Raw genomic sequence first — 14058 nt, 5'->3', positions numbered from 1 at the left:
TATGACAACCTGCCGTCCGTCCTGGTCATCCGCCCGCTCATGTGCCTTCCGCCGCTTTCGCCGCGCCCACCGCACGGCCGTTCAGCAGGATGCTACTGCCCTGCCCCGTCTTGAAGCCGGCGCCTTCGGGCACGTCCACATCGCGCAGCTCGATGCGCACGGGGCCGTTGCGCACCTCGTCCTTGCCGGCATGCGCGGCCTGCTGCGCGTCGATGCGGCCGGCGCTCATCACCACGGATGAGCCTTCGCGTGCTTCGATGCCGGTGCCACAATGCGTGAGCGTGGCGTTCGTCAGCTCCACACGGGCCAGTGCGGTGGCCTTCACGGCCTCTCCTTTCGCCCCGTCGATCACGAGTTCCGTGAAGCTGGCCCCACCGCCATGCACGCTCACCGCATCGTCCGCAGCGCCGAGGAAGCGGAGCCCGGTGGCCTGCACCGCGGCATGCACGGCCTCCAGCTGGTCGGAGCCGCCGGCGAAGGTGCTGTGGCGCAGCTGGGCCTCCCCCCCGGAGATGGCCAGCAGGGTGCTGCCGGTTCCGCTGAAGACCGCGTGGGTGATCGTCACCGGCGACCGGTGGAAGCTGACGTCGGCGCTGCGCGGCTGATCCTCCTTGAAGCGCATGAGGCCCTCGAACCGCACATGGTCCAGCACCGATCGACCGCCGGCCTCCAGCACATGAACCCCCAGGCTGTTGCTGTCCGGGGCGGTGACCACGATGGGCCTGTCCTCGGTGCCGGTCCACCGCAGCGGCGAGCGGCTCACGATCTCGGCGCCGTTGACCAACTCGATGCGCAAAGGGGACATGGCCACAACGGTCCAGCCCTCCGGCAGCACCAGACGCTCGCTGAGCGTCCACCGGCCTGGGGTGAAGGTGATGGTCCGTGCCGCCTCGTCGCGCACCAGGAAGGGGAAGCGTTCCACGTTCGGTGCGGCCAACGCGGCCAGGTCCAGGTCACGGACATCGTTCAGCTTGAAGGGCGACACCGGGGCGGCCTTGCGGCGGGCGGCTCCCAGGAAGCCCGCGATGGCCTGCGCATCGGTGAGGGCGCTGTCGCTCAACGGGCCGGTGATGAAGCGCAGCACCTGAGGGCGCCCCACCCCCCCGCGCGGACGGGGGAGCACGACGGCCGTTCCCACCGGTGGAAAGCGTCGTCCGTCGGCCAGGCGCAGGCTGTCCACCTGCACCGGCAGGGCCTCATGGGGTACGGCCACCAGCTCCAACGTATCGCCCGAACGGCGGTCGAGGTGCAGGTGCGCGTGCTTGGGCGGATCGAGCAGCGCGCGGATGGCGCGCTGGTTGGCGACGTAGATGCCGCGGTCCAGCTCCTTGTAAGGGAACTCGCGGTAGAGCGTGGCGCTGGCGGTGTCCAGGGCACCCTTGAGCGCGACGAAGGCGCTGTCCAGGTAGGCGGGCCGGGCGTAGCGCTCCAGATGGTGCACGTAGGCCGCCATGATGGCCGGGTCGCTGAGCAGCTGGGTGTGCAGCTCGTCCTGCTCGCGCACCCGGCCGCGGTACCGGTACGCGCCGGCCAGCTCGCGAATGCGGAAGGCGCTGAAGCTCTCGTAGCTCACCGGTTCCAGCCGCTTGAGCACCGGATCGAAGTGGAACTTCACGTCGCTCCAGTCCAAGCTGTGGTGGCCGCCCACGAGGTCGAGCAGCGCCAGGCGGCGCCCGGTGCGGTCCGCATCGAACACGACCGAGGCAGGGAGCTCGCCGCGGCGGAAGGCCTGCACCAGAGCGAGGGCCTCCTCGAACAGGCGACGGCCCTGCGGGTCGGCCGCCAGGTCGTTGGAGCCGTAGGCGTCCAGCTCGGCGGCCTGGTAGTCCGCGTAGGCTTCATCCAAGCGCAGGCCCTCCATGCTGTTGAGGCGGTGCTGCCAGAACAGCCCGGGGTCGAAGCGCAGCAGCGGCCCGGCCACGCGCTCGTTGTGCTCGGCCAATTCCTCGCCGAAGTGCTCCTCATAGGCGTACACACCGAGGTCCTCCCCGTTGAAGGTGACGCGGCAGAACCCATAGCGCAGGGCGATCAGGCCCTCGCCGGCCATCAGGCGGTGGTAGAACCAGTCGCAGAGGTAGTTGCGTGTGCCCGGGTGCTGCAGGCTGAAGCGCTTCATGCCGAGGAGACCGCCGTCCTTGCGCGCCAGCACGCGGAAGCTCCACTTCCCGCCCTGCACATGGTCGCTGAGCTTGCCCTTGATGCGCACACGCCCCTTGAAACTTCGCCCGTCCACGCTGAAACGCGCCTCCACCGGCTCGTTGCCTTCGGGCATGATGACGCCGCGCTCGCGCGCCAGTTCCACCACGTTCTCCAGCCGGGCCATCTCGGCCTCGTCCACCTCGATGGCGATGACGGGCGGCTCCACCGCGAAGCTCGCCGGGTAGTTCACCGCCCACTGGCGCAGGAAGGTGGGCAGCCCGGGATGACCGCGACGGACCAAGGCCCGGTGCCCGGCCCATGCACCCGCGCCAAGCAGCGCCGCAAGGGTGATCGACAGGATCGTCCAGCGTCTGAGGCGTCCGCTCATGAAGGGCGCAAAGTAAGCCCCTCCATCCCAGCGCCCGGGGTCAGCTCGCGGAGGTCCTGAGCGGGCAGTGCGGCCTCCTCCTCCAGGGCGGCCTGTTCCCGTTCCTCCCACTCCACGATCTCCGGCTCGGTCACCACGGTCATGATCATCACCAGGATGATGGTGAAGGGGTTGAGCGATCCGGTGAGCCAGGATTCATAGAGCACGCTGAACATCACGGCGAACATGGCGGCGAAGGCCATGGGCACCCGCTTGCTGGCCTTGAAGAAGATGAGGAAGTAGCTGCGGAAGTAGATGAGGATGCCCACGATGCCCACGTTGAACCACATGGTGAGGTAGCTGTTGTGCACGCCACCGTGATGACCCAATGTCCGCAAATAGGCGTAGTTGTGGCGCATGATGTACTCATCGTTCCCAAAGCCGCCGCCGAGCATGAAGTAGTCCTGGATCTTCTGCCAGGCGAATGCCCAGGCGATGTAGCGTCCTGACCCATCATCCAGCGTCTCCAAACGGAAGTACTCCTGCAGGCCGAGGCTGATGACGATGGTGGCCAGGTTCGAGCTCACCAGTTCAATGATGCCGAGGAAGGCCACGAAGCCGATGAAGCCGATGAAGGGGGACAAGCTGAAGAAGCGACTGAAGAGCAGGAACATGCCTGTGGCCACCAGTGAGGTGCGCGACCCGCACAGCACCAGAAAGGTCACGATGACGGCATAGTTCGTCATGCGCTGCCGGAACGGGAAGAGGTCTTTCCTGAGGTGGTTGAGGATGGTGTACAGGGTGAAGACCAGGAAGGTGAAGATCCCGAGGCCGTTGGGGTTGCCGAAGAGCCCGCGGAAACGGCCGGCCACATAGACAGGCACGATGCGGAAGAACCTCATCAGCCACATCGCCACCAGGAAGACCACCAGAAAGCGCACAAGGTCCCGGAAGAAGTCCCAGCCGCGCTGGCGGAAATTGAGCAGCACGTAGTTCGGCACGACGAGATAGAGCAGCGCATAGCTCAGGGTCTTCTGGATCCCCGTGATCGGGTCGTTGCCGAACACCAGCGGAACGAAGGCGTACACGAAGAAGGGCAGGAAGACCTTGAAGACGCCGGACAACGGTGTGAAGCGGTGCTGCTCCACCAACAGGATGAGGGAGAGCGCGATGATGTAGGCGTACTTGGCCGTCTTGATCTTCCGCATCACCAAGACATCCGGCGTCATGTCCGATAGCACCAGGATGAGGATGAAGCCGAACAGAATGTCCCCGAGCGACTCCCTCCGGTAGAACAGGAAGACCGTGAGCGGTAACAAGGCATAGATGATCGGACCGGCGAACACGGTGGAGAACACCCAGATCGTGACGATCAGGATGAACTGCAGTTCGTTCCGCAGGAAGTCGAGCATCGATCAGGGTGTCGGATCGTGGTGATGAAGCTGGTCGCGCACCACGGCGCCCCTGGCCCGCGCGAAGATCCGTAGTTCCTCCACCTTTCGCGACCACTGCGCCACGGACGAAGGCCGGCGCCACCGGTCCACATGGTGGGGCATCTCGGGAGCGATCAGCGCGGACTCCGCATCGATCGCGGCCACCATGCTTGCTTCCGAGAGCGGTCCATCGAGGAGGCCGATGACGATGGAACGGAACCGATGGCGCAGGACCGGGGAGCGCAGGACGGCCTTGTGCAGCTGAGCCACCGGCCCCTGATGTTGTTCCACATGCCTGAACAGGTCGGCCGTCACTGGCCCGGCATAGCCCAAGCCCATGTCGCTGTCGCCCATGATGAACCGCCACCGGCCATCGCGTGGTGCGCCAAGGGTGTCGGTGGAGCCCGTCCAGCGCCAGTACTTCACGTTCTGGTCGGGCCAGTCGAGGTTGCCCAGGATGATCTGCGCCGCCATGTAGGTGAGGAAGCCGTCCATATCCATGCGGCGTTCAAGGCTGTCCACGTAGTGCGGGCCCTGCGGGTCCCAGCGCTCGGCCATGGTGATCATCCGCTCGAAGCGCTTCACCTCGGCCTGGTCCCCATCATAGAGAAGAAGGCGGTCCTCCAGGACGGTGTACTCGTCCGGCTCGCCGCCGTGCCGCCGGGCCAGCTCCTGCGCGTCGATGCGCTCACGTAGCTGATGAAGGCCCCAGTATGCTCCGTTCAGGTACACCACCACCGCGGTCGATCCCGACGTCTCGAATGGCAGGCCTGCGCATAGTCTGTGCTGGACCACATCGCGCAGGAAACTGTCCGCCTGATCGTTCCCTCCGGCACGAAGCACCAGCATGCGATGCCCGACGCCCCGCTCCTCTCCACACCAGGCCACCGAAGAGCCGGGAAGCTTCATGCGGAGGGCGTGCTGCGGAAAGCCCCTGGTGTTGTTGCCGTGGATGCGCAGCTTCACAGCACCGGACCACCGCGGCGCTCCCCGACCATCAATGAGCTCGGCATGGGCCTGGCGCTCCCATGCTTTCCCACGGAACTGGAAGTTGCCCGGGTACTTCCACCATCGGTGGTCCCGCGGGAACCGCTGCACAGCCACCTCCGCCGTACGGAAGATGCCATGACCAGGCACATAGATGCCCGAATCCGGATCGAAGAAGGTCCCCGGATCGGCCGTGAGGGACAAGACCTGAAGCGCGTGCGCGTGCAGCAGGACCGTTCGCGTGGTCACCGGACCGATGGCGCCGTCCATGCTGGCCGCTGCCCGAACGGTGATCGCCGCTGGGAGCCCAGGCACCGGCGGTCGCCATTGCACGGAAGTCGGGATCCGCAGCGATGCGTCCACCGCCCGGCGATCGGCCCGCAACGGGATGGACCCCTGGACGATCCGGTCGTTGCTGGTCGGCACCCGCCCATCGGTGGTCACATGGATGGTGGCCCCCTCGGCCCCCCTGAACCGTACACCGGAGGGACCGACCTCGACCTCGACGCGACCGATGGACGAAGTCGCGCTCAGCGGTGCCCCCGTGGTGACGGCTCCACGCCAAGCGATAGCCATGGCGACGAGCGCGGACCAGAGAAGAAAGGACCGGATCGTGGTGCGGTCCATCACACCTCGCGGGCATCACGCAACGCCCAGCGGGCGATGAGCGCCAAGGGGATCAGAGCCACCACCACCGGGATCGCAGCACCCGTCCCACAGCCTCCGCCAAGGACCACGGCCATGCCCTGCAACACACGATGGCGCTGCCCTTCCGCAGCCTCCGGCCTGACCAACAAGGCCAGCGCCACAAGTGCAATACTGAACGGGACCGAGCCCTTGACCAACGCGACGCCCATGGCAGCCACCGCGGCCCAAAGCGCCAGCTGACGGGCCTCGACGCCGGTGGCACCGCCCACCCGTGCGACCAGAAAAGCCAAGGCAGCCGCAATGAGCACGGCCAAGGCAAGACCGGGCAGGTCCTGGGGGGAGAAGAAACCAAGCTGGTCGGCGAGAAGCCCCATCAGGTCCATGATGCAAGAGATGCGGCGAAGGTAGGCGGCGGCGGGGATGGCTGGGGCTGAGGCGTGCGCTCCGACGTATGTATGGCCATACATACATCCTCCTTGATCCTGTTCCGTTGACCAACCCAGCATTCATGAACGATCTCGCAGATCCCATCCATTTTTCATCGCGCACGATATTCTTTCGGACCGATCCAGGTCATAACACGCAGTTCGGCTCCCAGGAGCCATGGGGCTCGCTGATCACCTACACGATCGGTCGCATGGATCAACTGCCATGGAAGAATGTATGGCCATACATCGTTCCGTGTCGTCCTGATCGACGGCGATCCAAGCCCCCCACCCCTATGGCCGTCATCACCTCCAGCCTGTCCGCACCTTTACTTTTGCCTCCATGCATCGCCGCGCGGCCTTTCAGCTACTGCTGCTCGTAGCCGCTCCAACTGGGCTCGGTGCGCAAGCCACCGTGCATCCTGGCACCACCCTGCACGTGCTGGGTGGCACAACGGTCCGATTGCCCGATGGGGTTTCGATGACCATGGCACCTGGGGCTTCCATGATCAACGATGGCCTCATCCACCTGGCGCCGACCGCGGTCCTGACCGAGGCCCCCGGATCGCCGGTCACCGGCGTGGGCTTGGAGCGCATCGACCTGCTGGTGAGCGCGCCGCCGACCGCGCTCGAACCGGGCGGTCTCGGCCTCACCATCACTGCGGTCGAGGCCTTGGACAGCCTGACCACGCTTCGCGGGCACACCGTGCGGAACGATACGAGCGGCGCAACGGGTGTTGCCAGGTGGTACAGTGTGAGGCCGCACGTCAACACCGGGCTCATCGCGGAGGTCGGCTTCCGGTATGACCTGACCGAGCTACAGGGCATCGGCGAGGCGGACCTCATGCTTTTCACAGCACGTCAGGGGGACACCATCTGGCAGGGCGTCCCCAGCGTGGTCGACCTGCCGCTGACCACGGTCTTCGCCTCTTTCCTGGACAGCTTGGGCACGTACACCCTCTTCGATGGCAGCTTGGGCACCGCCACGCCGGATGAAGCGCCGCCCACCTCCCTTCACGCAGGACCCAACCCGGCCACGGACGTCCTGGACGTGCGCGACGAAGCCGGCGGTTTCCGAGACCTGACCGTGATCGATGCAACAGGACGGACCGTGCTGCGGATCGACCTCGGCCGCCGTGCGACACACCACCGCATCACCTTGTCCAGCCTGGCCTCCGGAACATACCTGCTCCGCACGGAGGACGGGCGCAACATCCGGTTCAACCGCCCATGAACCGCCTCTACGCACATCTCTTCGCGATCTTCACCGCAGCCCCGCTCTGCGCACAATGGGACGTCCCTGTCCGGATCGCCCTCAGCAGTGACAGTGCCGCGGACCGTCGAGCCACGGGGTTGGCCGCTCCTGCCCATGGTAGCGATGGACTGGCGGCCGGGCTCGAACGCACCCATGCCCTCACCTGGTTTTCCGCCACCGGGACCGATAGCCTGGTGGCGGCCTGGCCGACCATCGGCCTTCCGGTCGCAGCTGAGCACCCGCGCATCACGCTGCTCCCCGATACCAGCAACCATGGTCCGGTCACGCTAACCCTGCCCGGCACTGGCGCGGTGCCCATCGTCAAGTATGCGACCGAGCTGCTGGACAGCGCTGATCTGCAAGCGGGCATCCCTATTGACCTGGTCTACGATGGCGCCGCCTGGCAGGTGATCTCTCCGCTTCCTCGCCCCTGTCCACCCGGCATGTTCCCGGCCTCGCGGGATGTGTGCATGGAGCGGCTGCCCACGCCATCCTCCAACTTTTTCAGCGCTGCCAACGGCTGCGCCAACCGGCAGCGTCGCATGTGCACCTTCGGCGAATGGATCGCCGCGTGCACGATGCCCAACGGCATCCTCTTGGGCAGCATCGTGGACTATGAATGGGTGGATCACGCGGCCAACAGTGGCAACGACGCCAAATCCATCGGGCTGAACAACGATACGTTCGTCCCCGATTGTTACTCCGGCAGTACCCGGGTGCCTCTTACCGTCCTTTCCTACCGATGCTGCGCCGACCGATGAGGATCGCCACTGCGAGCATCACACTGTGTGGAGCACTTGCCCTCCACGCCCAGGTCCATGTGGACGCACCCGTGCGTTTCACCAGCCCTGACAGCTCGTTGCGCCAGCTCGATGGCCTGGCGGCGCCCTCCGGTGAATCGGACCTGCTCACCCTTGCGGCGGCCCGCTCCGGCGCCGTGCACTGGGCCACGGCCGGGGGAACGGCCAACGCCATCACCCTCGCGGCGCGTCCACCGGTCGCGGTCTACCGCGAGGGGCTGCGCCTCCGGTTCCTGCCCACGCTGGCGGCCGGCTCCGCCCCCACCCTGAACGTGGATGGCCTCGGCCCCGTGTCCCTGCTGGGTCCGGAGCTCATCCCGCTGCCCACGGGCAGCCTGGTGCCCGGCCGGCTCGCCGAGGTGATCTGGACCGACAGCGTGTTCCGCATGAATTCGCGGCCGGTGGATGGGTGCCCTGTCGGTTTCCTGCAGGTGCATGACGGCCTCTGCATGCAACAGGACGACGGCCCAGACGTGTCCATCTTCACCGCGCTCCGTCAGTGCACGGACCGGGGCACCCGCCTCTGCACCTGGGACGAGTACCTCTATGGGTGCACGGTGCTCTCAGGCCAACTGATAGACCTGTTCAACGATTGGGAATGGATCGACGACACGAGCGATCACACGCACACCGCCAACCAGGCGGGGCGCTACTATTGTGCGCAACAACGGTCGATCCCCGCGACGGAGCACCCGAACGCATACGGCCGTGCACGCTGCTGCTACCGCATCCGATGAACACGCGTGCCCTGCTCCTTCTGGTCCATGCGGTGGTGGTCTCCTGCGCCGCCATGGCCCAGATCGACGTGGACCGCCCCCTGGTGCTCACCGGCCCAGCCGACAGTGCACGGCGTGTCATGGGCCTGTCCGACGCCACCGCGGAGAGCGACGCGCTCAACGCCCGTTCCGCAGCGCTCGGGCGGTTCCGAACGGCCACGGTGGGCGGCACCCCGGACGCCTGGAACGCGGACCTGGCCCCCGCGCTGACGGGTCCGCCCGATCCGGGGCTCGAGCTGGTGCTGCGGATCACGCAGGCCAACACCGGTCCGGTCACGCTCACGATCAATGGCCTCGGTCCTTTCCCGGTGGAGGAGGCACCCGGCGACCCGCTGGACAGCGCCGATGTACCGGCCGGCCTGATGGCGCGGCTGCTCTTCGACGGCATCGCGTTCCAGTTGGTCAATGGCAGACCCTCGCGCACACGACCCTGCCCATCCGGCTTCATGGAGGTGAGCGAACAGTTCTGCATCGAACCCGACCAGCGCGACACGCTCGACTTCCGCGAAGCGGCCCAGGTGTGCGGCGCGCTCGGCGCCCGGCTTTGCACCTGGGGCGAGTTCTACGCCGCATGCGCCCGTGCCGCGCAGCTCGGCCTCAACGACATGATCGGCGACTGGGAGTGGACGAACACCTCGGCCAACGCGGACATGGGCGTGCGCGTGGTCGGCTTCTCCTCCTGCACGATCGCCGCCACGGCCGGCGCCCTCGACCCACCGGCACGCAGCTTCCGCTGCTGCTTCAGGCACTGACCGCACCGGGCGATCTCGCATTTTCGCGCGCCGCCCCATGCTGTTCAACAGCCTCACGTTCGCGCTCTTCCTGCCGGTGGTCTTCGCCCTCTACTGGGGCGTGTTCCGGTCAGTGACCGCCCGCAACCTCCTGCTCATCGTGGCCGGTTGCGTGTTCTACGGCTGGTGGGACTGGCGCTTCCTGCTGCTGCTGGCCGCCACCAGCATGACCGACTACGTCGTGGCCATCGCCATGGACCGCACCAACGATGCTCGCGGCAGGAAGGCCTGGCTCGCCGTAAGCCTGGTGGGCAACCTCGGTACCCTGGGCATCTTCAAGTACCACGATTTCTTCGCCACCTCCCTGGCCGATGCGCTGGCGCGCGTGGGCATCGGGTACGACCCGCTGCTGCTGCACGTTGTGCTTCCAGTGGGCATCAGCTTCTACACCTTCCAGGCGCTGAGCTACACCATCGACGTGTACCGCGGTCGCATCGGGCCCGTGCGCGACCTGCCCACCTACCTGGCCTTCATCGCCTTCTTCCCCCAACTGTGCGCGGGCCCCATCGAACGCGCCAGCCACATGCTTCCCCAGTTCGCACAGCAGCGCGTGCTGAACACCGGCCTGGCCACCGACGGCCTCCGCCAGATGCTCTGGGGCCTCTTCAAAAAGGTGGTGGTGGCCGATAACTGCGCCACCCTGGTGGACCGCATCTTCACGGACAGCGACCACCTGCCCGGACCCTTGCTCGCCCTGGGCGCCGTGCTCTTCGCCCTGCAGATCTACGGCGACTTCAGCGGCTACAGCGACATCGCCATCGGGTGCGCACGCCTGCTCGGCTTCGAGCTGATGCGCAATTTCGCGTTCCCCTACTTCAGCCGCGACATCGCCGAGTTCTGGCGCCGCTGGCACATCAGCCTCAGTACCTGGTTCCGAGACTACGTGTACATCCCCCTCGGCGGCAGCCGCGGCGGCACGTGGATGAGCGTGCGCAACACCTTCGCCATCTTCCTCCTCAGCGGCTTCTGGCACGGCGCCAACTGGACCTTCCTGGCGTGGGGCTTCCTGAACGCGGTGTACTTCCTGCCCCTGCTGCTGGGCCGCCGCAACCGCGCCCACCTCGGCACGGTGGCCCCGGGCCGGCTGCTCCCCTCCTTCGGTGATGCCCTGCGGATCGCAGCCACCTTCACCCTCACCTGCCTGGCCTGGGTCTTCTTCCGCGCCGAGGACCTCGTCCATGCCTTCCGCTATCTGGGCCGCATGGCCGAGGGCTGGTCGCGCGCGGCGGCCTGGCAGCGGTGCCTCGCCATCCTGGGCGAGCACTACCTGCTGGCCCCGGCGATGGCGTGCACCCTGCTGCTGTTCGCCGTGGAATGGGTCCAACGCGAGCATGCGCACGGGCTGGAACGCCTGCCCACGCAGCGCCCCGTGCGCTGGGCCATCTACCTCGGCCTGCTGGCGGCCGTGGTGTTCGCCGGCGATCATGGCGAACAACAGTTCATCTACTTCCAGTTCTGAGCCATGGCCGCCTTCCTCCGCCGTGCTTTCGGCTTTGCCCTCCTGGCGGCCGTGTTCGCCGTGGCCCTGCATGCGCTGCTGATGCACGGCCTGCGCCGTCGCACCACCGACGTGTTCGGCGTGTGGAACGATGTGATCTCCGGCCGCGCGACCTCGGATGTGCTCTTCACCGGCAGCAGCCGCAGCCTGGTGCACTTCGACGCGGCCGCCATCGCTTCGCGCACCGGCCTCCGCGCCTACAACATCGGCATGGACGGCACCCAGCTCGACCTGCAGTCGGGTCGGCTGCACACCTATCTGGCCCACCATCCGGCGCCGCGGCTCGTGGTGCAGGAGGTGGACATCATCAGCCTGGAACCGGACAGCGGCCTCTACTTCGCGCAGCAGTATGCCCCCTACCTGAGCGAGCCTGCTGTGTATGAGGCCGTGCGCCGGGTGGCGCCCGATCACTGGAAGGACCGCTGGCTGCCGCTGTATCCGTTCATGCGCCATGGCCCGGGGCTCACCGCGCTGGCGGTGCAGGGCCTGCTGGGCCTGGAGGACACCCTCAACGACCCCGTTCACCTCGGCTTCGAGCTGCGCGACTGGCCGTGGGAGGGCTCGTTCGACAACTTCCTGCGTGAGCACCCGGACGGGGTGCGATACCACGAGAGCCCGCACGCGGTCGCCACCTTGCGCACCCTCATCCGCACCGCACGGGCCGCCGGATCACAGGTGGCGCTCTGCTACACGCCCGAGCTGGTGGAGAACCAGCGCATCACCCTGAACCGCGCATCGATCATGGGCACCTTCGCCCGGGTGGCGCGGGAGGAGGGCGTGCCGTTCTGGGACCTGTCCAGTGTCCCGATCTGCACCGACCGCAGCTTCTTCTACAACTCGCAGCACCTGAACGCGCGCGGTGTGGCGCAGCTCACCCCGATAGTGGCGGACAGCATCACCGCGCTATTGGAACGCACCGCTCAGTCGCCCAGCGCCCTGCCGTAGAGCTCGATGAGGCGGGCGTTGCGCACGCGGATGTCGAACTTCTCCCGCACGACCTCCAGCGAGGCGTCGCCCATGCGCCGAAGCAGGGCGGCATCGTCCATCAGGCGGCGCAGGTGGAGCACGATGTCGTCCGCGATGGTGTCGCTGTCCAGGCCCTCCACCTCCAGCAGCCAGCCGTTGCGGTCGTGCTGCACGATCTCGGGCAGGCTGCTGATGCGCGAGCCGATCACCGGCAGCTGGGCACCCATGGCCTCCAGGATGGTGTTGTTGAACGGGTCGGCGAAGGTGGTGCTGACGAAGACGTCCGCCGTGCGCATGTGCTGCAGCAGGGCCGCGTGCGGCAACCCGCGGTGCAGGGTGATGCGCGGGTCCTCGGCGATGGTCCGCTCGGCCCACTGCCGGTCCGCGTCCGTGGGGAATACACCCCAGTCCACCTCCAGGCCGCTCACGATCACCAGCCGGGCCTCCGGCCGCCCCAGCCGCTGGAAGGCCTTGAGCAGTTCGATGCCGCCCTTGCGGTAGAAGCCGTTGCCCGCGAAGAGGATGGTGAAGACGTTCGCATCCTTCTCGCCCCGCGTGTACTGCTCCACCGCCCGGTACACCACGTGCATCTTGGACGGATCCACCCCGGCGGCCACCAGCTTGTCGCGGTTCATGCGATAGGTGTGCTCGCTGGTGTAGAAGAGAGCGCGGCAATCATCCGAGGCCAGCCGCCGAAGCCCCCAGCGGAACAGCGGATGGTCCTCGCGCATGGGCTTGTAGCGCGGCAGGTAGCTCTCCACCTCGATCACCCACGGGTGCCGGTTGGCGACGATGCAGTTGTACGTATGGAAAAGGTCGCAGCGCTTCACCGGGAAGAAGTAGCGCGTATGCCACAGGAAGGCGCTCACGATGCCCGTCATGTGCCACGGGAAGTCCAGCATCCGCGAGTAGCGGTAGCCCTCCGGCGGATGGCTGAACACGTAGTGCTGCCAGTAGCGGGTCTTGTGCGAGATGCCGATGACGCGGGAACCCATGGGTCAGCGTGCGGCCACCGCCTCGGTGCGGAACCACGCATGGAAGCACGCAAGCCCCTCGGCCAGCGGCGTGCTCGGATGGAAGCCCAGGTCGCGCCCCGCCTTGCTGACGTCGGCGAAGGTGCGCGGCACGTCACCCGGCTGCTCGGGACGCACCTCCACCACCGCCTTGCGGCCCACCTCGCGCTCGATGGCCGCGATGAGCTCCCGCAGCATCACCGTGCCGCTGTTGCCCAGGTTGTACACCTCGTACGGCGCGCCTTTGCTGCGGTCCATCGCCGCGCGCACCCCCGACACGATGTCGTCCACATAGGTATAGTCGCGTTGCGTGGTGCCGTCGCCGAACTGCAGGATCGTCTCGCCTGCGGCCACCTTGCGGAAGAACTGATGGATGGCCAGGTCGGGCCGCTGGCGCGGGCCATAGACCGTGAAGAAGCGCAGCACGGTGACCTGTAGGCCGTGCAGGGCGGAGTGCACCCGCGCGAACTGCTCGGCGGCCAGCTTGGTGGCGGCGTAGGGGCTGATGGGCACCAGGCCGTGCTCGCTCTCCTTCCACGGCACGTTCGGGTTCTCGCCGTACACGCTGCTGCTGCTGGCCAGGATGAAGTGCGGCACCTTGCGGCGGCGCGCCATCTCCAGCAGGGCCAGCGTGCCGGTGACGTTCACGCGGTGGTAGCCGATGGGGTCGGCGATGCTGGGCCGCACACCCGCCTTGGCCGCGATGTGCACGATGAGGTCGATCGGGGCCTCCCCCAGCAACGCCTCCAGGTCGGGCGCCAGCAGGTCCGCCTCCACCATGCGTAGCTGGGGATGGCCGAGCGCACCGGCCAGGTTGCGCTCCTTCACCGCCCGCGGATAGAAGGGGTCGAAGTTGTCCAGCACGGTGATCCGCCAGCCGCCCTCGGCGAGCAGCCGGTCCACGAGGTGGCTCCCGATGAAGCCCGCCCCGCCTGTGATGAGCACATGCCTGTCCATGGT

At 67.0% G+C, this 14058-nt stretch carries 12 protein-coding genes; 6 read left to right on the top strand and 6 right to left on the bottom strand.

The window, feature by feature from the left end; genetic code table 11:
* Positions 1–37: 37 nt before the first annotated feature.
* From IPJ87_02585 to IPJ87_02570, 4 genes are read right to left on the bottom strand one after another with little or no spacing between them, the layout of a single operon-like run.
* Complete coding sequence (locus IPJ87_02585) at positions 38–2527, bottom strand: CotH kinase family protein (GenBank protein ID MBK7940761.1); 2490 nt, start codon at positions 2525–2527, stop codon at positions 38–40.
* The gene (locus IPJ87_02580; protein MBK7940760.1) at positions 2524–3918 is read right to left on the bottom strand and encodes an O-antigen ligase family protein; all 1395 of its coding nucleotides are present in this window, start codon (positions 3916–3918) and stop codon (positions 2524–2526) included. The genes IPJ87_02585 and IPJ87_02580 overlap by 4 nt, the downstream gene beginning before the upstream one ends.
* 3 nt (positions 3919–3921) lie before the next feature.
* Positions 3922–5553 carry a CotH kinase family protein gene (locus IPJ87_02575; GenBank protein ID MBK7940759.1) on the bottom strand — a complete coding sequence of 544 codons (1632 nt, stop codon included), beginning with the start codon at positions 5551–5553 and terminating at the stop codon, positions 3922–3924.
* Positions 5553–5957, bottom strand: a complete 405-nt coding sequence (locus IPJ87_02570; GenBank protein ID MBK7940758.1) for a hypothetical protein — start codon at positions 5955–5957, stop codon at positions 5553–5555. The genes IPJ87_02575 and IPJ87_02570 overlap by 1 nt, the downstream gene beginning before the upstream one ends.
* A gap of 385 nt (positions 5958–6342) precedes the next feature.
* On the opposite strand from IPJ87_02570, the gene IPJ87_02565 reads away from it, so the two are divergent.
* Genes IPJ87_02565 through IPJ87_02540 form a run of 6 tightly spaced genes read left to right on the top strand, consistent with a single transcriptional unit; the run spans position 6343 to position 12064 of the window.
* The gene (locus tag IPJ87_02565; protein ID MBK7940757.1) at positions 6343–7233 is read left to right on the top strand and encodes a T9SS type A sorting domain-containing protein; all 891 of its coding nucleotides are present in this window, start codon (positions 6343–6345) and stop codon (positions 7231–7233) included.
* A complete protein-coding gene (locus IPJ87_02560; GenBank protein MBK7940756.1) occupies positions 7230–8015 on the top strand; it encodes a hypothetical protein in 786 nt (261 codons plus the stop codon). The genes IPJ87_02565 and IPJ87_02560 overlap by 4 nt, the downstream gene beginning before the upstream one ends.
* A complete protein-coding gene (locus IPJ87_02555; GenBank protein ID MBK7940755.1) occupies positions 7997–8791 on the top strand; it encodes a hypothetical protein in 795 nt (264 codons plus the stop codon). The genes IPJ87_02560 and IPJ87_02555 overlap by 19 nt, the downstream gene beginning before the upstream one ends.
* Positions 8788–9582 carry a hypothetical protein gene (locus tag IPJ87_02550; protein ID MBK7940754.1) on the top strand — a complete coding sequence of 265 codons (795 nt, stop codon included), beginning with the start codon at positions 8788–8790 and terminating at the stop codon, positions 9580–9582. Before IPJ87_02555 ends, IPJ87_02550 begins: the two co-directional genes overlap by 4 nt.
* Before the next feature lie 37 nt (positions 9583–9619).
* On the top strand, positions 9620–11080 hold the full coding sequence (locus tag IPJ87_02545; GenBank protein MBK7940753.1) for an MBOAT family protein: 1461 nt from the start codon (positions 9620–9622) through the stop codon (positions 11078–11080).
* 3 nt (positions 11081–11083) lie between these two features.
* On the top strand, positions 11084–12064 hold the full coding sequence (locus IPJ87_02540; protein ID MBK7940752.1) for a hypothetical protein: 981 nt from the start codon (positions 11084–11086) through the stop codon (positions 12062–12064).
* On the opposite strand, the gene IPJ87_02535 is transcribed toward IPJ87_02540, so the two are convergent.
* Both IPJ87_02535 and IPJ87_02530 read right to left on the bottom strand, forming a co-directional pair.
* A complete protein-coding gene (locus IPJ87_02535; protein MBK7940751.1) occupies positions 12040–13080 on the bottom strand; it encodes a glycosyltransferase family 4 protein in 1041 nt (346 codons plus the stop codon). The genes IPJ87_02540 and IPJ87_02535 overlap by 25 nt on opposite strands.
* Before the next feature lie 3 nt (positions 13081–13083).
* Positions 13084–14055 carry a GDP-mannose 4,6-dehydratase gene (locus IPJ87_02530; GenBank protein ID MBK7940750.1) on the bottom strand — a complete coding sequence of 324 codons (972 nt, stop codon included), beginning with the start codon at positions 14053–14055 and terminating at the stop codon, positions 13084–13086.
* Between the last annotated feature and the right edge of the window lie 3 nt (positions 14056–14058).

Source organism: Flavobacteriales bacterium (assembly GCA_016713875.1).
GTDB lineage: Bacteria > Bacteroidota > Bacteroidia > Flavobacteriales_F > PHOS-HE28 > PHOS-HE28.
The sequence above is the reverse complement of the archived record's forward strand: the minus strand, read 5'-3'. Positions and strand labels throughout refer to the sequence as shown.